The sequence below is a fragment of the Sorangium sp. So ce185 genome, from assembly GCF_051526825.1.
In the GTDB taxonomy this organism is placed as follows: domain Bacteria; phylum Myxococcota_A; class Polyangia; order Polyangiales; family Polyangiaceae; genus Sorangium; species Sorangium cellulosum_D.
In genome coordinates this window covers 10,782,264-10,800,828 of sequence record NZ_CP150316.1, presented here as the reverse complement: position 1 = coordinate 10,800,828, position 18,565 = coordinate 10,782,264, and the positions used below count along the sequence as shown (strand labels likewise).

The following is an 18,565-nucleotide window of genomic DNA, read 5'->3' as shown; positions in this document are numbered from 1 at the left end:
CCATGGAGTCGATCACGCTGGAGCACGGTCCGTCGGAGGAGCAGCTGGCGAAGCTCGGGGCGCGCGGCTGGCCCATCTGGACGAAGGAGGTGTCGACCTTCCCGTGGCACTACGACGAGCCGGAGACCTGCTACCTCCTCGAGGGCGACGTGATCGTGACGCCGGCGGGCGGGGGCGCGCCGGTGCGGATCCAGGCGGGGGATCTGGTGACGTTCCCCGCCGGCCTGAGCTGCATGTGGGAGGTCCGCTCCCCGGTGCGCAAGCACTACCGCTTCGGCTGACCTGGGCCGCGGCGGGCGGCCGGCGGCGGCTCGCGCCGGGTCACGGCAAGTTGGCGTCGAGCCAGGCGAGCCGGGCCCTCAGGAAGTCGCGCATGACCTGCAGCTGCCCCTCCCACGTCGGCGCGGTGGGGCCGCCGAGGAAGCCCTCGCTCGACTCGATGATGTCCGACACCGGCCACTTGGCGAGGTCGCGGGCCGCGGCCTGCGCGAGCGGCGCGCTCAGCTCGTCCATGCGCTGCTCGAGCGCGGCCTCCGACAGGAGCGTCTGGCGCAGCGCCGTGTAGCGCGCCCGCACTTGCGCCATGAAGGCCGGATCCGCGGTGAGCTTCTGATACCAGTTGTTGACGTTCCTCGCGCCGCTGAAGCGAAAGCCTGTGTCGTTGTTCGACTCCGGCGCCGCGCTCTGGGCGCCCACGCCGCCGAGCGCGAAGTTGTAGTCCCAGAGCGGGCCGGCCTTGATCTTCTGATCGCGATCCTTGTGGTAGAAGGCGCTCCGCACGTAAGCGTCCACGTTGAGCGTCAGCTCGCTGATGATCAGGTAATCGATGAACGACGGCACGTCGATGTACGCCGCGTAATCGCCGATCGGCGTCTGATGGAGGCTGTCGTGGAACTCCTGGATGTATTGTGTCAGCCAGGTCTTCTGGGCGTCGTTCAGGGGATCGGGATCCACGACCTCGAGATCGATCCAGCACGTGCCGCCCTGGCCGGGGCGCGGCCCGCCGCCGAAGCCTCCGAACGACGGGAGCGGATCCGAGCCGGTGCAGGTGAGCTTCGGCTCCTCGGCGGCCGCCTGATCGAACTTGAAGATGTAGCCGCCGCTGATCTTGGGCGCGTCGAGGTCCTCCTCCTCGAGCTGCTTGAGATCGGTGCGGGCCTCGTTGTTCTTGATGGTCTCCGAGATCCAGTAGATGCCCTGGTAATCCGCTTCGCCGATGACGCGCGCGTCGTAGTTCAGGTAGACCTCGGCGAACTCGTTGCGCGGCGCCTCCAGGCCCATGTCGCGGCCGAGGCTGTAGGTGAACGGATTGCGGATCAGCGTGCGGTCGTAATACGGGGGGATCAGCGCCCAGTCCGAATCGGCGGGCATGCCGAGCATCGGGTAGTCGAGGTCCTTGTCGTCGTTGCCCCACAGCTCGACCTTGTACGGTGTCTGGGGGAAGTTCATCGAGGACTGGCCGCGCACGTGATAGCCGCCGCGCATCGCCATCGTGGGCAGCGAGGCGATCGAGGCGACGCCGTTGACCGGCTCCCAGATCATCACCGCCGCGTCGAAGTAGACCTCCTTGTCGGTCGGCTTGCCCTGGCCGTAGCCGTCGATGATCATGATGGGCAGGTCGGAGGTCGCGTCGACGGTGCGCGCGATGTAGATGCCCGTGCTCACCGCGCCGCGCGCGTCGCCCCCCACGAACGCCTGCGCGCGGACCTGCGTCGTGGCGGTGAGGGTCACGGGCTCGCCCGTGTACAGCGTGGAGGCCGAGGTCGGCAGCTGCCCGTCGAGCGTGTAGCGGATCTCGGCCCCTGCGACCGAGGTGGACATCTCCACCTGGATCTGATCCCTGAACGTCTGGCTCGGCGTGGAGAACGCGACATCCCCCGTCAGGGACGGGATCGTCTGCGGGGTGCCGTCGCCGGGCTTGGCCGGCGCCTGGCCGCAGGCGACGCTCAGCGTGACGAGGGCGAGCGAGAAGGAACGGTGGAGCCCGCGGAAGCGTGCCCGTCGAACAATGGTGCTATTTTCCACTGCCAGCCTCATTGACAGTTCAAGAAATCGTCATTGTACGGACACACGGGGCCGCCGCGCCACCCATTTCTCGAGCGGCGCTCTTGGCCTCTCGGTTCCTCTCTGCTTTTCGTGTTCCTCTGTGCCTCGGTGGTTCCTTCCTCTCTCCGGGGAGCAGGGACGACCCCCGGGGGACGCGGCACCAGCTCGGATTTCTTCGACGAGGGGCTTGCGCCGTACTTCGACAATGTTAGAAGTAGTGCGTGCCGTCGAAGCTCGACCGTCACGTCGAACAGCTCGCCGCGCTCGGTCACCCGGTGCGGCTCGCGGTGCTGCGCTTCGTGGTGCAGGCCGGGATGGAGGGCGCCCCCGCGGGCGACATCCAGGCGCACGTCGGGCTGGCGGCCTCGACGCTGAGCCACCACCTCAAGCGGCTCGTCGATTCCGGCGTCCTGAGGACGCGCGGCGAAGGGACGTTTCACTACTACAGCGCCGATTACGAGGCGCTCCGCGCGCTGACGGAGTACCTGTGGGAGGACTGCTGCAAGCGCGGCAAGTCGTGCTGCTGATTTTTTTTTTGCCCTGCTACTTCGAAATTTTTGGAAGCAAGTGAAAGGAAGGTACGCGATGAATGTCCTCAAGCCTCATCTCTCGCTCAACGTCTCCAGCATCGACGCCTCGGTCGCGTTCTACGAAAAGGCCTTTGGCGTGCGCGCCACAAAGCGCCGCCCCGGGTATGCGAAGTTCGACCTCGAGTCGCCTTCGTTGAACCTCACCATGCAGGAGGCGCCGCGCACCGGCGTCAACGCGAGCCATTTCGGCGTCCAGGTGGCGAGCACGGAGGACGTGCTCGAGGCCAAGCGGCGCTTCGAGGCCGCGGAGCTCAGGACGTTCACGGAGGAGGACACGGCCTGTTGCTATGCGGTGCAGGACAAGGTCTGGATCGAGGACCCCGACGGCAACTCCTGGGAGGTGTTCGTGGTGAAGGGCGAGGCGGCCGTGATGGGGAGCCAGCCCGCGATGCCCGCGAAGAGCGAGGCCGCGTGCTGCGCGCCGTCGTGCTGCGTCCCCTCCAAGCAGGGCGATGCCGCCGCGCGCTGATCTCCTCCGCAGGGCCGTCGCCGAGGCGCTCGGGACGGCCCTGCTGCTCGCGACCGTGGTCGGGTCCGGGATCATGGCCGAGCGCCTCGCCGGCGGGAACGTGGCGATCGCCCTGCTCGCGAACACCATCGCGACCGGGGCCGCGCTGGTCGCGCTTATCCTGACCTTCGGGGCCATCTCCGGCGCGCACTTCAACCCGGCCGTCACGCTCGCCGACGCGAGCCAGGGCGGGAGATCCGCGACGAGGTCCGCGCGCGCGTGGCCGAGCTCGTGTCGCGCGAGGGGTGGGCCGCGGCGCGCGCGGCGGAGGGAGGCCGGGGATGAGCCACGCGCCGGGAGGCGCAAGCGGACTGCCGGCGATCGCCGCCGGGCGGCGTTTTATGCACGCTCCGCGGGTAGAAGCGGTAGCGGTCGACGACGTCGAGCAGCCCGGAGCGAGTCGTCATCATGGATTCGTCACCTGGCGCACCTCATCTCGCGACCACTGCCATCTCCTACAAAAGACATACTCCGAGTATGCGAGTTGACATGCGGTGCGTAGGGATTATATACCGGCACGCGGGGCTTATATCATCGACCGTCCCGCACAATGAAGCGCGGAGGATCTGAAACCCTGAAGCGGTGCGAACGTCTCTCGCCTTTGTCGGCGGAACGACGCCGCGTCGGGAGGTCGGGCCTGCCTTGCTTGAACAGGAGCAAATCATGGCCAAACGCGATGCGATCTTCCCTGCCGGTCGGCAAGCGCTCTACGAGATCAACCGCTATTCGGCGGCGATCCGCTCGGGCGACCTTCTGTTCGTCTCGGGCCAAGTCGGCAGCCGCGAGGACGGGTCGCCCGAGCCGGTCTTCGAAAAGCAGGTCCAGCTCGCCTTCGACAACCTCGCGGCAGTGCTGAAGGCCGCCGGCTGCACGTTCGACGACGTCGTCGACGTGACCTCGTTCCACACCGACCCGGCCAAGCAGTGGGACGCGGTGAACGCCGCTCGACTGAAGGCGATCGGGGAGCCGCCCTACCCGAACTGGACCGCGGTGGGCGTGAACTGGCTGGCGGGCTTCGATTTCGAGATCAAGGTCATCGCGCGCATTCCTCGGTCCACCTGATCGATGGCATCACCAGACACCAGCCTTGGGCTCCGAGGGCCGGCGCCCCGCGTGGCTGGCGCTCTCGTGGTTCCTCGCCGCGGGAGCGCGGCAGGCCGCGCCGGGCGGCGCCTCGGCGCGACCCGAACGCCGGCCAGCGCTGCTCGGAAGCGCATCGGCGTAAGAGAGCTTACGCGAGATCGCCGACCGGCGGCGCTCGGCGCAAGTCCACTGTCGGCGATCGCCGCCCGGGGGCAGATCGACGTAAGCTTTCTTCCACGGGATCGCCTCCCGGAGGCGTTTTGGCGTAAGGCATCTTACTCGATGTCGCTGGTGAGCGGCGCTTTGGAGTAAGATATCTCACCAAAATTGCCGCCCGGCACCCATGTCGGACGAGTGGACTGTCGCGCACCCGCCGGCACGCGGCAGATTATGTAAGATTGATTGCTTCAATGCGGTGGAGGGCGGCTGATCGAGCAATCGGGCTTACTGGCTTGCGTCGTGTCGTCCCCCGCGGGGATTCATCGCGGCGCGGGGTCAGGGGCGCTCGGCTCAGGCGCCGTCGAAGGGATCGTCGTCGCCGCCGCCGCCGCCGGCGGGCGGCACGTCGTCGCCGGCCGGCGCGGGGTCGACGGCGCCCTCGGCGCCGCCCTTGCGGCCGCGGCGGTCGGCCCGGGCGGACTCGCGGCGGAGCCGGCCGAGGAGGCGTTCGGTGATCTCTCCGGTCGCCGCCTTCTCGAGGGCGAGGTTCGTCTCGATGGCCCGGACCACGCGGATCCAGGCGTTGCGGGCGTTCAGCACCTCGCGCGGCGTCGCGCCGTCGCTGTTCGCCGGGGTATTCAGCGCGAGCTGCTCGCGCTGCGCCTCCACCTTCTCGATCTCGAGCGCGGCGGCGACCCAGGCGTCCACCACCTGCGAGAGCGGCCCCTCGGGCGTCTTCAGCTTCTTGAGCAGCTTCTCCGACGCCTCGTTGAGCCGCGACGGGAGCAGCTTGGCGTCGCCCGCCTGATCGCCGTAGCTCCGCGCGACGGCCTTGAGCCCCGCCGGCGCGAGCCGATCGCGCAGGTCGAGGAGCGCCGCGGCGAACTCGGGATCGTCGGTCATCTCGGCGAGCGCGCCGAGGTAGTTGTACGCCCCGCGCAGCTTGCGATCGTGGGTCGCGTCGAGCGCGAGGACCTTCTCCATGAGCGCCTTGGCCTGCTGCTGGAGGCTGGTGCCGAGCCGCTGCGTGGTGAGGATCCGGCCGTGCGCCTCGTCGACCGCGGGCAGGAGCGGGGCGAGCAGCGGCAGCGATGTGAAGACCTTCCGGTCCTGCTCCGGATCGAGCCACGGGCCCGAGATGTTGACCATCGCCTGGGGGCTGAGATTGCGATAACCCATGAGATACCCTCCTTTGGTCAGGGGCGCCCCGAGTGTCGATCCTGGGTTGACGGGATGCAACCTGCCGGGCGCCTGGGTGGGCGTCGCGGTCGTGCTCTGTGACCGGAGGGGGTCGGCCCGCACGGCGGCCCCGGGCTCGCCGGCGCCGCGTACCTGGACGCCCCGCCCGGCTGGCCGCATGCAACGGAGCGCGGACGTGGCATCGAGGCGCACGCCGACGCGATCGGGACCGTCGCTGACCTGGAGAGTTGCGGTAGGCTTCCGGTCCAGGGGAACCCGGCGAGGAGGCCACAGCCTGCATGGGGCTGCCCGGCTCCCGGGCGACGGACCAAAGCGAGGAGGAGACGTGAACGCCGACCTTAGCGAGCTCCAGGGCAGCGGCCATCGGGTCCTGGTGATCGATGACGAGGAAGACATTCGAGACACGCTGGATGTCTTCCTCTCCTCGGAGGGGTACGAGGTCGCTACCGCGGAGAGCGGCGAAGCAGCGGTGCAGAAGGCGCAGCGGGAGCCCTTCGACCTCGCGATCACCGACCTGCGGATGCCGGGGATGGGGGGAGACGAGACGGTGGCCGCCTTGAAGCGCCTCGACCCGTACCTGCCGATCATCGTGGTCACGGGCTATGCATCCGATGAGTCCGTCGTGCGTTGCTCGAAGGCGGGAGCCTTCCGGATCGTCAGCAAGCCGGTGCAGCTCGACGCGCTGCTGCTCCTGGTACAGGCAGCGCTCGGCCGAGCGCGCGTATGACGAGCACGCCGCCGGCACGGTCCGCCAGCGCGGCCGTGCTGGCGAGCTCGGCCAGGTGGGCGACGGCGGCGCCGAGCTGGACGACGCGCGCCGCGACCGCTGTGGCTGCCCGGCGGGGACCACGCCGAGCCCGTGCCCGAGGCGCGCGTGGGGGTGAAGGGGGCGGTGCGCCCGGGTGAGCCTGGATGCAGGGGCCGAGCGGCGGGAGCTCGACGCGGCGGACGGCGGCGCGCTCGGCGCCGCGCCGGCCTCGCGCTCCATGGCGCCCGACCCAACGGCGTGGCCGACCCTGCTTACGCATTCGTCAGGTCGATCGCCGGGAACCCGGTCCACCCCTCGCCGAGCCACGAGAGCCGGCCATCGTCCTCGTATTTGACGAGCATCGCCGGAATCAAGTGGAGCGCGCTGTACAGCGCCTGGAAAGCGTCGATGCCGGCTCCGTGTGATTTGTCGGTGTCCCCTGCTCCGGCGACTTCCACATCAGCGACCCAGCATCGAAAATATGGGCTGTATTCGGGGGCCCATACTCGAACTCGGATGCCTTCTTGCGTCCCGCTCGGAAGTGTCAGCTCCAGGGTACGCTCCGCGATCACGTCCGGCATGCCCCACCAGCTAGCGCCCTCGTCGGCGATGTCAAGCCTCCTCGCTCAACAGGAGCTAAGGCACTTCTTCTGCCCGTTCTGTCGCGCCTGCTCACAGATGCTCCTCATGAACATGGGCGCTCGCTCCTCGCAGTAAAGTTCCCACCTGGTGGAGAGCGCGAAGCATGCAGTAGGGCAACTGGAACGGCACTTCCCTTTCCCCGCGGCTCGACCTTGGCTGTGCTCCGAAATGCAGTGAGCCGCTTGCGGGCGGGTCATGAATACGTCGGTCGCTGCTCCGCACATCAACAGCCAGACGTCGGCGCCCTCGTCCACCGCATCTTCGCACCGACCTCGTGCTGCGAGCGGCTCGCCAGCCTCCAGAGTCTCCTCGTCCAACAGGGCTTCCGATCCAGGTGTCGGGTCAACCATACACGAAGGGATGGAACAGCAAACGAGAGCGGCGGTGATGGTGTTGAACGTTCGCATGCCGCGCCTGTTGCGACCGGCGTGCCGGGTTCAAGTGTGTTGCCCCGAGCCGCGCCCCATCTCTTCCGAATCATCGCTTTCAGGCCACTCCGGTTCCTTGCCCATTGCCCACCTTCGCGGACGCCCGCTTCGCGAAGCGTGGCGCGGCCCGGCGCCGTGGAGGCTGGCTCGGCGCTGCCGTCTATGTCGCGTACATGGCGCCGGATCAGACAGTGCGGCTACGCCGGTCGAGGCGGACGTCGGGCCGCTCGGAGAGGCCGCGACCGTCGAGGGACATCCATGGCGAGCGCACAGCCGTCGGCGATGAGAATTTTTGGTTGCGAATCGTAATGCATTCCTCGGCGGCAAATTGGATCATCAGGGATTCACAGCGCCAGGAGACCCGTGGTAATTCACCTCTGCGCGAGGCATGGACGCCGCTCCGGCCGAGGCTGGGCGGGAAGAGGGATGGCGCGCCGGACTGGGCCAGCGCGGCATTCGGTCCTCGCGTCGGGCCGAGGTGAAGCTTGCTGCGTTCTGCGCTGGTCATCGGTGGGTCGAAGGCGGCGGCCGTCGCGATGTTCCTCCTCGCGCTCCCGCTGGCCTCCGCCGCCTCGCCGCCACGACCACCACCGCCGCCGCCTCGGTCGCCGCGCGTGGCGGCCTTGGTCAGGGAGGCGGAGGCGGCCTTCGATCGGCTCGAAATCGCGCGCGCTCGCCACCTGTGGGCGCAGATCTATGAGCTCGAGAGATCCACGGTGGCGATCTGCCAGCTCGGGCAGCTCGACCGCCGCCTCGAGCGCTGGGTGGACGCGGCGGGGGAGCTCACGCGCTGCGTGCAGGAGATGCGCCCGCCGGCCACGCCCATGGAGCGGCGCCTCCACGACACGCGGCACGCGGACCTGGCCGCGGCGCGCCGGCAGGTCGCGGAGCTCCGCGTATTCGCGCCCGCCGGGGCGGCGCCCGTGCTCGTGGACGGCCGGATCGTGGACGAGAGCGGCCGGATCTACGTCGAGCCAGGGCAGCACGAGGTGACCGCGGCGTTGCCGGACGGCCGGAAGGCGCGCTCCACCGTGCGTGTCACCGCGGGAGAGGCGCGGGCCGTGCTCCTGAGCCCGGAGCCGGCGAGCCTCCGCCCGGCCGCGCCGCCGGCGAGGCCGGCGGGCGCGCCGGCACAGCCGGCGGCTTCGCCGGCGCCGTGGCTTCTCTATGCGGGCTCAGCGGCATCGGGAGCGTTCCTGATGTCCGGGATCGTGCTGCACGTCGTGGCATCGCTCGAGGACAGCGCCCTCCAGGCCGAGATGTGCAAACCCCGTTCGACCGGAAACCCGAAGTTGCTGGAAAAGTTGCACGCCGTCGAGGTACAGCAGCACATCAGCACGGCAGCCCTCGTCGCAGGTACCGCGCTGGGGGCCGCGACACTCGTGGTTGCCATGCTCCCGAGCGGCGCCCAGATCCGCGCGCACAGCGCTGGCGCGGAGGTGCGTTTCTCGTGGTAGAGCCCGGTATCATCTGGGAGGGTCACCGGATCCTCAGCGAGGTTCACGATGGCATGGTCCGCACGTTCCTCGCCCAGCAGGTCGGCGACGAGGGCGCGACCGTCTGGTTGCACCTGCGCGAAGGCCAATCGATGGACCGAACGGCCTTCGCTTCCGAGCTTCAGCGCCTGCAGGAGATCGCGCGAGCGGTCCCGCAGCTCGAGCCCGTGCTGTACGGCGACGCTGGCGGCCTCTCCGCGTGGGTCGCGTGCCGGCGAAGCCACGGGATCAGCATCAAAGACGCGACGCGTGGGGCCGATCTCGGCGCCACGGCGCTGCAGATGGTGATCGATGTCGCCCGCGCGATCCAGCGATGCCACGTGCTGGGCTGGTGCCATGGGGCGCTCGGGCCGGACCGGGTGTTCATCACGTCGAAGCGGGACTACAGCATCAACCAGTTCGGCCTGGTCCGGCTGTTCCGGATCGAGCCGCACGAGGCCGCGCGGGAGCCGCTGGTGGCGCCTCCGGAGCTGCTGCGCGGCGACCGGGTGGGGCCACGGGCCGACGTGTATGGACTCGGGACCTTGCTCTACGAGCTCGTTTGCCGTCGCTCGCTCGACGCCGGTCTGCCCGGCACGCTCGGGGCGCAGCGGGACAAGCCTGTGATCCCGGTCGGTACACCGCGCGCTGTCGCTGCCGCCATCGAGATGGCCTTGGAAGAGGATCCGCGTCGCAGATACAGGAACGTGGACCACTTCATCACCGTGCTCGAGGGCCTCGTGGAGGCATGGCCCACGCTGGACCTGGAACCGAGCGGCGACGAGGAGATGGCCGTGGTCACCGGTGGCGCGCCGTCGACCTTGCGCAGCTCCCACCTGGACGCTCCGAGCTCGCCGGCGCCGGTGACGGAAGAGCCGGACGCCCGTTCCTCCGAGGTCGAGCCGGCGGCTTCGCTGCTGAACGACGATGAGCCTCAGCAGCCGGAGATCCCCTCTCTCGACGTGCCATCGTGGACGGCTCCGGAACCGCAGGAGCTGGTCCTGTCGCCCCCGCCCTCCCTCGTCCGAGGACCTGGTCGAGCGCCGATGATGGCCCCGAGCAAGGCTGCCGACACGCCGCCCCGGAGGCTCGCCGGCCGCATTGCCGTTTCGGTCGCCGCAATGGCTGTGCTGTGCGCGGGCGTGCTCTTGACGCGTCCGGCTCGGATCGTGCTCCGCGCGGAGAAGCTCTCGGCAGCCCTGGTGCAGCAGGTCTCGGCGTTGCCGGAGGGGCGGCGCTCGCCTCCGCCGTCGGTTGCGGAGCCGACCCCCCCGAAGGAAGCGGACGGCCGCCCGCGCGTTGCGCTCTCGCGACGGGCGGGCGTGGCGGCGAGAGCCGAGCTGCGCCGGCCGTATTGCGAGGCCGGTGACGTCAGCTGCGGTCCTGCGTTGTACTAGGAGGGCTTCTGTCGATGCGATGCGTGCTTCTGTTCATCGGCGTGAGTGCTGGGCTAGGCTGCGCCCCCGATCTCGACTGCCCCGGCTCAGGCCCCCACGAGGGAGACCCGGCCGTGTGGCTGTGGGACGGCACGCAGAATGAGGCGCCAGGCTGCGCGGAAGCGACCGAGATCCTCTGGGAAGGTTGGAGAAAAGGTTCTTCCACCGCCCCGGAGTCGCCGACATTCGCGCGTGCTTGCGCCGGCGTCGTCCGAGAGGACATCCCGGACGGGTATACCCTGTGCGTCATCCCGACCGAAGTGGAGGAGATTTGCTGGGACGGATATGCGGACCACGCCATCTACGTGGAAGAAGATGGCGAAGAGCATGTGATGTGCTGCACGCCTGCGGGTAACCCGCCGACGGTGCTTCCTCAGGGCTACGGCGGATGCACGACATGAGCGAGCAGCTCGTTGGTGCGCTCTCAGCCGTGCTCTGGGTCGCCTTTGGCTCCTCGGCCAGCGGGTGCGTCTCCCATCCCGAGGTCTCGGGCAAGGTGATCATCACGCGGGATGGCGAAGAGCTGGTGCTCGACACTGGCGGCAACGGAACGAGGGTTGTGGATGCGAGCGGCGAGGTCGCAGGAGGGTGCATCGTGCGCAATCAGACGGAGCTGAGCGTGACGGTGCAGAAGGAGGGAGTTGCCTTCTCGTTCTTCGACCTGGTGGATCAGGCCGGTCTGCCCCATGTGTCCGCGGAGATCGACGGTAAGCTGTACCAGGGGGCGTGCGAGATCATCGTCGAGGAGCGGCAAGGCGACCCGTACGAGGCCGACGTGGCGGCGGGGCCGTGCGATCTCGTCCGGCTCTTCGACGGCGCCAAGGCGCGCCTCGAGATGGCGATCTTTCACGTCTCGGACTGCAGCGGGGCCGACTAACCGGGCGGGCTCTCCTGCGGGCAGCACGCGTTTTCCGGCGGCGTATCGCCTGCCAGCGCCTTGGCGCGCGCTGCGCGGAGCGCGGCGAGCCAGTGCGCCTGGTCCGGGTCGCTGTCCCACGGCGGGAACTTCGCATAGAGCCTTTCCCAGAACTCGCGCGCGGCCGCCTCGGCCGTCGCGAGCTCGCTCTCGCCTTCGGGCGCGTCCTCGACGCGGTCCGCGAACGCTCGCCAGGGTTCCGAGGTGGTGTGGGTCAACTGCGGCCACGGTCGGCCGGGCTCCCCGTCGAAGAGCCCACCGCTGCTCTGGAGATAGCTTTCATAGGCGGTCCGCGCGATGGCGTCCCGCCGGCGGCGATTGACATGCGTCGTGCAGCAATCGCGAACCACCTGGGCCCATTCGCGGTCCTCCTCCGGCACGTCGCCTCGCCAGGCGCTCGCGTACAGGGCGCGCAGCTCCCGGTTGCGGGACAGCCACTCGGCCCTACCGGCGGAGATCGGCATGGTCCGGAGGGCGCGCTCGCGCGCGGCCATCGGTCCAGGGTACTCCGGCAGACCTGCCCCCCAGTACCACGGTGGCTCCAGCATCGGAGGGACCGGCATTCTGCTGGAGCTCGGCGTGCCGCGCCCGAGCTCGAGCCCCCTCTGGAAGGCGCGGAGCGCCTCGGGACGGTGCGGCGCGGCCGCAGCGTCGGACGACAGGGTTCGCCAGAGATAGGAACGATGGAGGCGCGCTGCCGCATCGGCCGCGGCGCGCTCGCGCTCGCCGGCAGGTGGCACCTCGAAGACCCGGACGGACGCGAAGAACGCGCTCTCGACGGCGCCGAGCAGCATCGGCCAGGGGAGGGTGAGCTCCCCGGAGACGGGCACCGGATGGCTCTGGAGAGCGCTTGCGCCGGACCTCGGTCGGCGCCGTTCGGCCGCGGAACGTCGATCCATCTCCTGAATCTCTCGCGGTGCGCTGCTGCCCAGGCGCGGTCCGCCTCCGGAAGGTCATCGAGCCATGCATCGGCGCAGAGCGTGCCCAGAGCCTCGAAGTGCGCCGTCCAGGCCTCGGGATCCCTGGTCGAAAACAGCCGCTGCCCGAGGGACGCCTCGCAGAGGCTGCGGCGTATGAGGGGCTTCGGATTCGCGATCGAAGGCATCACCAATCGTCTCTCCGCGTTGGCCGTCCGGGTCGGTGGGACGTTCGCCCGTCAGGGGCTCACGTCTACCAGAAGATCCGACCTGCCGCTGCCGGCTCCACGCTGACACCGGACCACGCGAGCGTAATGATGAAACGGACGCCGCACGTCGCCACGATCGCCACGTGCTGCGTCGACAGGTAGGCTGCGCCGGCCTCCATCGCCGGGAATAATCCAAGATACCGCAGGCACAACCTCCACGCATTGCATACAGGGATGCGCCCGAAGTCGAGCCGGGCCGTGAGCTCGAGCGAGAAGGGCGCGCGGAACGGCATGGCCCGGATTGCCGCCGCCGGTCCTCCAAGGACGCCGAGCCAGCGTGCGTCGCCGCCCAGACCGAAGAGCCCCACGTCGGCGCCGATGCCGATGTCCACGGCTTCGCGGATGGGCCATCGGCGCAAGCCGGTGATCGACGGCATGATGCCGCCCGTCGCGCGTGTGGCACGTCCCCCCAAGACAACGTAAGCCGCCTTGACGCCGATCTCCCATCGCGGTGACGCGCTCTCTTCGGCCCGGGCGCTCGTGGGCGCGAGCGAAAGCGCGAGGAGGCCGGCACACGGCCCCGTCGGCGTCCTACCTGCCCATCTCCGGTGGACCATCGTCGCCCTGCGCCTTTCTTCGAGCAGCGCGGAGCGCCGCGAGCCAGTGCGCCTGGTCCGGATCGCTGTCCCACGGCGGCGCCTCCCGGTAGTGCGCGTCCCAGTATTCCCATGCTGCCGCCGCGGCCGTCTCCGGCTCGCTCTCGCCCTCCGGGGCGTCCTCGACACGATCCACGAAAGAACACCAGGGTTCCTTGGCGAAGGCGCTCACGCTACGCCATGGGCCGGCAGGCTCGCCGCCGAAGCGTCCATCGCTGCTCTGGAGATAGCCTTCATACGCGCTCTGCGCGAGCGCATCTCGCCTGTGCTGGTTGACCCACAGCGTGCACGTTTCGCGGTACCGCGCTGCCCAGATGCGGTCCGCGTCCGGCACGTCATCCCGCCATGCGCTCGTATACAGCGCTCGCAGCTCCTGCTCGATCTCCATGAACTCCGTCGGGTCGTCCGGTGCCGGCAGCGCCCTGAGAGCCCGCTCGCGCGCGGCGCTCGGACCGGGAAGCGCAGGCGCCCCGAGCTTCCAGATAGCGGGCGCGTCCAGCATCGGAGGGATGGCCCTCGTCAGCGTCCCCGGCTTTCCGCGGCGTCCGATCCGATACCCCCTCCGGAAGGCGCGGAGCGCCTCGGCCCGGAGTTCCTCGGCAGTCTCCTCGGAGGTCAGCGTCCGCCAGAGATAAGTCCGGTGGAGGCGAGACATCGGGTCCTCCACGGCACGCTCGCTCGTGTCGGGGCGCATCTCCTTGGAGGCCTCCATCATGGAAAAGAAAGCGCTCTGAACGGCCTCCAGCAGCATGGGCCAGGGGGGCGTGGGCTCTCCGTCGAAGCGCCCACGGGGGCTCCTGCGGGGGCCTGCGTTCACCCTGTGTCCGCCGCCAGGGGGCCCAGAATCGCCAATCCACCGGCTGAACTTCTTGCGATACGACTCTGCCCATGCGCGATCTTCATCGTGCAGGTCATCGTCCCATGCTGCGGCGCACAGCTGAGCGAGGTTCTCGAGGTGCCATTTCCAGAGCTCGGGATCCTTGGTCGTAAACACGCCGTATGCGTGGCCCGCCTCATGCAAATGGAGCATTCCAGGGGGGGGCTTCGTCAGCCACCTCATGGCCGGTCTCCCGGCTGCCCGCCCGTCGGGTCCGTGGGCTGTCCGCCCGTGGGGTCCGCGGGCTTCGGCGGGCAGCCCCAGCCCGGGCCAGCGCCGAGCGGGCAGAGGAGAGGTACGAGCCGAGGAAAGGCCCATCCAGGAGGCGGCGCGGGTAGCGCGATCAAGGTGTTGATGATGTCGTCTGTGTCGACCGCCTCGGGGTTCGTCACCTCCGCCGGCGCCTTCTCCGGCTCGTAGCGGAAATCCCACACGAACCGGCACTCGACGGTCGCTCCGCCCGGAATCGGCAGGCTATTCATGAGGTTGGTTTTTCTTTCTTGGCGCTGCAGGGCTTCCCACTCTTCCATGCACATCACGTAGGTCACCAAGAAAGGTCGTCTTATGAGGCAGTCGCGCATATCGTCGACAATGAACGGCGGCTCCTGGTCGGCCCAGTTGGTCCACTGACCGCCAGCCTGGTAGCGGCACTGGATCTTGCCCATTTGGTCTCCCGGTGGTCTACCCTTAAGCCAGTCGAGCGCTGCGGAGTTCATGCCCAAGATCCTGAGCCTTGATATCTCCTCGGGGGGCATCGCCGCGATCTGGTCTCTGAGCTCATCGCGATCGCTGGGATCCACGATGGAGCAGCCGCAGGCAAGCATGACGAGCAAGACGCCGCACCGACGGTTCATCGGTTTCCCCCCCAATTGACCGATCCACCTACTCGAAGATGGTGGCCGACCTTACCAGCGCCCCCCTGGCTGGTCAACGACCGAAGGGCCACAGCGCGAACGCTCCCGCCGCTCCCCCGTGGCTTCGAGCGCACGGAACCGGCGGTGTCCACCCCGGAGCCCCGCACCCGCCGCCCCCGGTTTCGATTAACATCGGATCTCATGGGTTCTGTTCATCGCTCTGGGAGGATCCGTCTCTGCATGAAGACCGCCCGCGCACTGGCGCTAGGAACAGGGATGCTCGGCGCCCTGCTCTGCGCCGCGTGCGCGGCCGACCCCGAGGCCGCGCCGCCCGAGATCTCGGTCGGCGCGGTCGACGGCACCGACGCCGTGATCGCCGTCGTGCGCGGCGAGGGCGCGGTCACGCTCTACGTCTGCGGCGGCGCGAGCACCTACGCGACCATGACCCGCTGGTTCGAGGGACACGAGGACCCGAGCGGCGCGTTCTCGATCGAGAGCGGCGGGTGGACGGCGACCGCCGATCCCGGCGGCGAGTCCGGCCGGCTGCGCGCGCCCGACGGCGCGGAGCTCGCCTTCCGCGCGCGCCCCGCGGCGCAGGGCAGCATCGAGGGCCTCTACGCGGCAGACGACGGCGGCTGCCGCACCGGCGCCGTGGTCTTCACCCCGGAAGGCGCCGAGTCGCCCGCGCTCCAGGGCACCTGGTGCGCCGTCGGCGACCGCTTCGCCCAGGTGACGCCGCTCCGCCCGCTCTCCGCGCTCGATCGGCGCGGGATCCAGGTGCAGGTCGAGCTCGACGGCGCACGGAAAAACCTGCTCGTGACGCCGCTCGGGCGACCCTGAGCCTCCTCCGCGCGCCCCGCCGCGCCCCCGCCGCGCACCCCGCCGCCCTCCCGCTCCGGCGTTGAGTTCCGCTCCCGCCTGATCGAAAGTCCGCGTATGGCGGACGCAGCCCGGCCGCGCAGACGGCACCTCGCCGTGCCCGCGTCGCGCTTCCTCGGCCGCGACCGCGAGCTCGCCGCGATCGCCGAGCTCTTCCGCCGCGGCGAGCGGCTCGTGACCGTCTGGGGGCCGGCCGGCATGGGCAAGACCCGGCTCGCCCTGGAGCTCGCCAGCCGCTGGGACGAGGCGCGGCCGGCCGAGGCCGTGTGGCTCTGCGAGCTCACCGCCTGCCGCGATCTGCGCGCCGTCTGCGGCGCGGTCGCGCGCGCGATCGGCGCGCAGGTCGCGGCAGGGCGCCGGGAAGCGACGCTCGTCGAGCGGATCGGCCGCGCCCTCGCGACCGAGGGGCCGGCGCTCTTCGTGCTCGACAACCTGGAGCACGTGCTCGAGCAGGCAGCGCCCGCCCTCGACGCGTGGGTGCGCGCGGCGCCCGAGGTCCGCTTCCTCGCGACGTCGCGCGAGCGCACCCGCTTGCCCGGGGAGATCGGCTGCGAGCTCGGCCCGCTCGAGCTCCCCGCCGAGGGCTCGGCCGAGCGCAGCGCCGCCGTGGCCCTCTTCCTCGACCGCGCCGCGGCCCACCGCGGCGGCGCGCCGGCCGGCGACGAGCGGCTCGCCGACGTCGCCGCCCTGGTACGGCGGCTCGAGGGCATCCCGCTCGCGATCGAGCTCGCGGCGGCGCGCGAGGGCGTGCTCGGCGTGCGCGGCCTGCTCGCGCGCCTCGGGAGCCGGCTCGGCCTGCTCGCGGGCGCGGCGCGCGGCAGGGAGGCGCGGCAGGCGACGATGCGCAGCGCGATCGAGTGGTCGTGGGACCTCCTCGACGACCGCGAGCGACGGGCGCTCGCCTGCTGCTCGGTGTTCCGCGGGCCGTTCTCGCTCGCGGCGGCCGCGGCCGTCCTCGCGGAGCCGGACGCCGCCGCGATCGACCGGATCGAGGCGCTGCGCGACAAGTCGCTGCTCCGCGCGGCGCCCCCGGGGAGCGACGGGGCGACGCGCTTCGCGCTCTACGAGGGGGTGCGGGAGCTCGCCGCCGAGAAGCTCGCCGAGCGCGACGAGCGCGAGGCCGCGGCCGAGCGGCACGCGGCCTTCTACCTGGCCGCCGGCGAGGCCGCCGCCGCGGATTTCGAGCGGCGCGGCGCGCTCGACGCGCTCAACCGCATCGCCGGCGACCTGGAGGAGCTGCTCGCCGTCGCCGAGGGCGCGCTCGCCGCGGCGGCGACGCCGCGCGCCGGCGCCATCGCTGAGGGCGCGGTCGCCGCGGCGGAGGCGCCGCGCGCCGGGTCCAGCGCCGCGGCCGAGGGAGCGGTCGCCACAGCAGCGCCCCGCGCCGCGGCCGAGCGCGCGCTGCGGGCGCTCTCCGCCATCGAGCCGGTGCTCAGCACCCGCGGCCCGTTCGGCGCGCAGCTCGAGCTGCTCGACCGCGCGCTCGCCGCGGCCGAGGCGCTCGCGGCCGAGCCGCGCGTCGTGGCCCGCGCGCTCGCGGCGCGGGGGCGCGCGCGGCGGCTGCGGGGGCAGGCGGAGGCGGCGCTCGAGGACCTCGAGCGCGCCCGCACGCAGGCGGCGGCGCTCGGCGAAGCGGCGCTCCTCTCCGGGATCCTCGCGGACCTCGGCGTGCTCCACCACGGCCGGCGCGAGATGGAGCGCGCGCGAGACCATTACGAGCAGGCGCTCGCGCTCCACCGCGCCCTCGGCGATCGCCGCGCCGAGGGGCGCGCGCTCGGCAACCTCGGCGCGCTCCACCACGACGAGCGCCGCGAGGCCGAGGCGGCCGCCTACTACGAGCGGGCGATCGCGATCGCGGCGGAGATCGGCGACGGCCGGCAGGAGGGGATCTTCTCGACGAACGCCGGCCTGCTCGAGCAGGAGCGCGGCGCGCCCGCGCTGGCGCGGCGGCGCTACGAGCGCGCGGCCGCGATCCTCGGGGAGGTGGGCGATCTGCGGCTGCTCGCGATCACGCTCGGCAACCTCGGCGCGCTCCACCACGAGGAGGGCCGCCTCGCCGACGCGCGCGCCTGCCACGGCCGCGCCGTGGCGCTGCTCCGCGAGGTGGGGGATCGCCGCTCCGAGGCGATCGCGCTCTGCCGCCTCGGGGCGGCGCTCGCGTCGGTGGGCGAGGTGGACGAGGCGCGGCGCGCGCTCGATCCGGCCGAGCGGCTGCTCGCGCAGCTCGGCGACGAGCCCGACGTGGAGCTCGCGCGGGTGGCGTCGGGCTTCGTCGACCTCGCGCGCGCCCAGGCGGCGCGCCGCGCGGGGCAGGGGGACGAGGCCGCGGCGCACGTGGGCGCGGCGCGGCGCAGGATCGCGCGCGCCCGCGAGGGGTCGCCGTCGAGCGCGAGCCGCTCGGACGACGTGCGGCTGCTGCTGCGGATCCTGGAGCGCAGCCTGGCCGCGCTGGGCGACGTGGCCGAGGCGCGGGCGGGGGCCGAGCGCGAGCTCCTCCTGACCGAGGGGGCGCGCTTCGTCCGCCCGCCGGGCGGCGGCTGGCACGATCTGCGCGAGCGCCACGCGGCGCGGCGCCTGCTCCTCGCGCTGGCCGAGCAGCAGCGGTGTGCGCCGGGTCGGGGGCTCTCGCTCGCGGCGCTGAAGGAGGCGGGGTGGCCCGGCGAGCGGATCTTGCCGGAGGCGGCGGCGAACCGGATCTACGTGGCGATGAACCAGCTGCGGAAGCTCGGGATGAAGCCGTGGCTCCGGCGAGACGCGGAGGGGTACTCGCTGGATCCGGCGCTGCCCGTCCACTACGTCGCGGTGGAGCCGGGCGCGAGGGTCGGGGGCGATTCGCGCGGGGGGACGGGCGAGGGCGAGGGCAGGGGCGGGGGGAAGCGGCGGTAGGGGGTAGGGGGTAGGGGGTAGGGGGTAGGGGGTAGGGGGTAGGGGGTAGGGGGTAG

18 protein-coding genes and 1 pseudogene are annotated in these 18,565 nt (G+C 70.9%); 12 read left to right on the top strand and 7 right to left on the bottom strand.

Translation table 11 applies throughout. The features are described from left to right. The first annotated feature begins 2 nt into the window (after positions 1-2). Complete coding sequence (locus WMF26_RS39745; protein ID WP_437996979.1) at positions 3-281, top strand: cupin domain-containing protein; 279 nt, start codon at positions 3-5, stop codon at positions 279-281. 40 nt (positions 282-321) lie between these two features. Here WMF26_RS39745 and WMF26_RS39740 read toward each other — a convergent pair whose 3' ends face one another. After that, positions 322-2,025, bottom strand: coding sequence for a CotH kinase family protein (locus WMF26_RS39740; RefSeq protein WP_437996978.1), 1,704 nt, complete (start codon positions 2,023-2,025; stop codon positions 322-324). Between the two features lie 242 nt (positions 2,026-2,267). Between WMF26_RS39740 and WMF26_RS39735 the strand changes: the two genes are divergently transcribed. From WMF26_RS39735 to WMF26_RS39720, 4 genes and pseudogenes are all read left to right on the top strand, one after another. Beyond that, positions 2,268-2,573 (top strand): ArsR/SmtB family transcription factor, encoded by a 306-nt coding sequence (locus WMF26_RS39735; RefSeq protein ID WP_437996977.1) that lies wholly within the window; start codon positions 2,268-2,270, stop codon positions 2,571-2,573. 58 nt (positions 2,574-2,631) lie between these two features. Beyond that, entirely contained in the window at positions 2,632-3,105 is a 474-nt protein-coding gene (locus WMF26_RS39730; protein WP_437996976.1) for an ArsI/CadI family heavy metal resistance metalloenzyme, read from the top strand. After that, positions 3,089-3,325: pseudogene (locus WMF26_RS39725) on the top strand (aquaporin); the annotation flags it as partial. The gene WMF26_RS39730 and the pseudogene WMF26_RS39725, both read left to right, overlap by 17 nt. A 482-nt stretch (positions 3,326-3,807) precedes the next feature. Further along, positions 3,808-4,206: a RidA family protein gene (locus WMF26_RS39720; RefSeq protein ID WP_437996975.1), complete on the top strand. Its 399-nt coding sequence runs from the start codon at positions 3,808-3,810 to the stop codon at positions 4,204-4,206. Positions 4,207-4,737: 531 nt separating this feature from the next. On the opposite strand, the gene WMF26_RS39715 is transcribed toward WMF26_RS39720, so the two are convergent. Next, entirely contained in the window at positions 4,738-5,565 is an 828-nt protein-coding gene (locus tag WMF26_RS39715) for a hypothetical protein (protein ID WP_437996974.1), read from the bottom strand. 346 nt (positions 5,566-5,911) lie between these two features. Between WMF26_RS39715 and WMF26_RS39710 the strand changes: the two genes are divergently transcribed. Then, positions 5,912-6,313, top strand: a complete 402-nt coding sequence (locus WMF26_RS39710) for a response regulator (protein ID WP_061629559.1) — start codon at positions 5,912-5,914, stop codon at positions 6,311-6,313. 293 nt (positions 6,314-6,606) lie between these two features. Here WMF26_RS39710 and WMF26_RS39705 read toward each other — a convergent pair whose 3' ends face one another. Then, on the bottom strand, positions 6,607-6,915 hold the full coding sequence (locus WMF26_RS39705) for a DUF6968 family protein (RefSeq protein WP_437996973.1): 309 nt from the start codon (positions 6,913-6,915) through the stop codon (positions 6,607-6,609). Positions 6,916-7,889: 974 nt separating this feature from the next. Between WMF26_RS39705 and WMF26_RS39700 the strand changes: the two genes are divergently transcribed. The 4 genes from WMF26_RS39700 to WMF26_RS39685 are packed head-to-tail and all read left to right on the top strand — an operon-like array spanning position 7,890 to position 11,192. Next, complete coding sequence (locus WMF26_RS39700) at positions 7,890-8,861, top strand: hypothetical protein (protein ID WP_437996972.1); 972 nt, start codon at positions 7,890-7,892, stop codon at positions 8,859-8,861. 53 nt (positions 8,862-8,914) lie between these two features. Further along, positions 8,915-10,276 (top strand): protein kinase domain-containing protein, encoded by a 1,362-nt coding sequence (locus WMF26_RS39695; protein WP_437996971.1) that lies wholly within the window; start codon positions 8,915-8,917, stop codon positions 10,274-10,276. A 23-nt stretch (positions 10,277-10,299) separates the two neighbouring features. Further along, positions 10,300-10,716 (top strand): hypothetical protein, encoded by a 417-nt coding sequence (locus WMF26_RS39690; protein ID WP_437722277.1) that lies wholly within the window; start codon positions 10,300-10,302, stop codon positions 10,714-10,716. Beyond that, complete coding sequence (locus tag WMF26_RS39685) at positions 10,713-11,192, top strand: hypothetical protein (protein WP_437996970.1); 480 nt, start codon at positions 10,713-10,715, stop codon at positions 11,190-11,192. Before WMF26_RS39690 ends, WMF26_RS39685 begins: the two co-directional genes overlap by 4 nt. On the opposite strand, the gene WMF26_RS39680 is transcribed toward WMF26_RS39685, so the two are convergent. The 4 genes from WMF26_RS39680 to WMF26_RS39665 all read right to left on the bottom strand — a co-directional run bounded on the left by WMF26_RS39680 (position 11,189) and on the right by WMF26_RS39665 (position 14,723). Beyond that, the gene (locus WMF26_RS39680) at positions 11,189-11,725 is read right to left on the bottom strand and encodes a hypothetical protein (RefSeq protein WP_437996969.1); all 537 of its coding nucleotides are present in this window, start codon (positions 11,723-11,725) and stop codon (positions 11,189-11,191) included. The genes WMF26_RS39685 and WMF26_RS39680 overlap by 4 nt on opposite strands. A 676-nt stretch (positions 11,726-12,401) precedes the next feature. Then, positions 12,402-12,794, bottom strand: coding sequence for a hypothetical protein (locus WMF26_RS39675; RefSeq protein WP_437996968.1), 393 nt, complete (start codon positions 12,792-12,794; stop codon positions 12,402-12,404). A gap of 154 nt (positions 12,795-12,948) precedes the next feature. Next, positions 12,949-13,149: a hypothetical protein gene (locus tag WMF26_RS39670; protein WP_437996967.1), complete on the bottom strand. Its 201-nt coding sequence runs from the start codon at positions 13,147-13,149 to the stop codon at positions 12,949-12,951. Positions 13,150-14,069: 920 nt separating this feature from the next. After that, positions 14,070-14,723, bottom strand: a complete 654-nt coding sequence (locus tag WMF26_RS39665; RefSeq protein WP_437996966.1) for a hypothetical protein — start codon at positions 14,721-14,723, stop codon at positions 14,070-14,072. 261 nt (positions 14,724-14,984) lie between these two features. Between WMF26_RS39665 and WMF26_RS39660 the strand changes: the two genes are divergently transcribed. Further along, the gene (locus WMF26_RS39660) at positions 14,985-15,584 is read left to right on the top strand and encodes a hypothetical protein (RefSeq protein ID WP_437996965.1); all 600 of its coding nucleotides are present in this window, start codon (positions 14,985-14,987) and stop codon (positions 15,582-15,584) included. 96 nt (positions 15,585-15,680) lie between these two features. Beyond that, a complete protein-coding gene (locus WMF26_RS39655; RefSeq protein WP_437996964.1) occupies positions 15,681-18,509 on the top strand; it encodes an ATP-binding protein in 2,829 nt (942 codons plus the stop codon). The last annotated feature ends 56 nt before the right edge of the window (positions 18,510-18,565 follow it).

Excerpts from the sequence above, each read along its gene's own strand:
- WMF26_RS39720 (WP_437996975.1), top strand. The coding sequence starts at position 3,808 with ATGGCCAAACGCGATGCGATCTTCCCTGCCGGTCGGCAAGCGCTCTAC.
- WMF26_RS39695 (WP_437996971.1), top strand. The coding sequence starts at position 8,915 with ATGGTCCGCACGTTCCTCGCCCAGCAGGTCGGCGACGAGGGCGCGACC.
- WMF26_RS39715 (WP_437996974.1), bottom strand. The coding sequence starts at position 5,565 with ATGGGTTATCGCAATCTCAGCCCCCAGGCGATGGTCAACATCTCGGGC.
- WMF26_RS39705 (WP_437996973.1), bottom strand. The coding sequence starts at position 6,915 with ATGCCGGACGTGATCGCGGAGCGTACCCTGGAGCTGACACTTCCGAGC.
- WMF26_RS39730 (WP_437996976.1), top strand. The coding sequence starts at position 2,632 with ATGAATGTCCTCAAGCCTCATCTCTCGCTCAACGTCTCCAGCATCGAC.
- WMF26_RS39685 (WP_437996970.1), top strand. The coding sequence starts at position 10,713 with ATGAGCGAGCAGCTCGTTGGTGCGCTCTCAGCCGTGCTCTGGGTCGCC.
- WMF26_RS39680 (WP_437996969.1), bottom strand. The coding sequence starts at position 11,725 with ATGGCCGCGCGCGAGCGCGCCCTCCGGACCATGCCGATCTCCGCCGGT.
- WMF26_RS39745 (WP_437996979.1), top strand. The coding sequence starts at position 3 with ATGGAGTCGATCACGCTGGAGCACGGTCCGTCGGAGGAGCAGCTGGCG.
- WMF26_RS39655 (WP_437996964.1), top strand. The coding sequence starts at position 15,681 with ATGGCGGACGCAGCCCGGCCGCGCAGACGGCACCTCGCCGTGCCCGCG.
- WMF26_RS39675 (WP_437996968.1), bottom strand. The coding sequence starts at position 12,794 with ATGCCGTCGATCACCGGCTTGCGCCGATGGCCCATCCGCGAAGCCGTG.
- WMF26_RS39660 (WP_437996965.1), top strand. The coding sequence starts at position 14,985 with ATGAAGACCGCCCGCGCACTGGCGCTAGGAACAGGGATGCTCGGCGCC.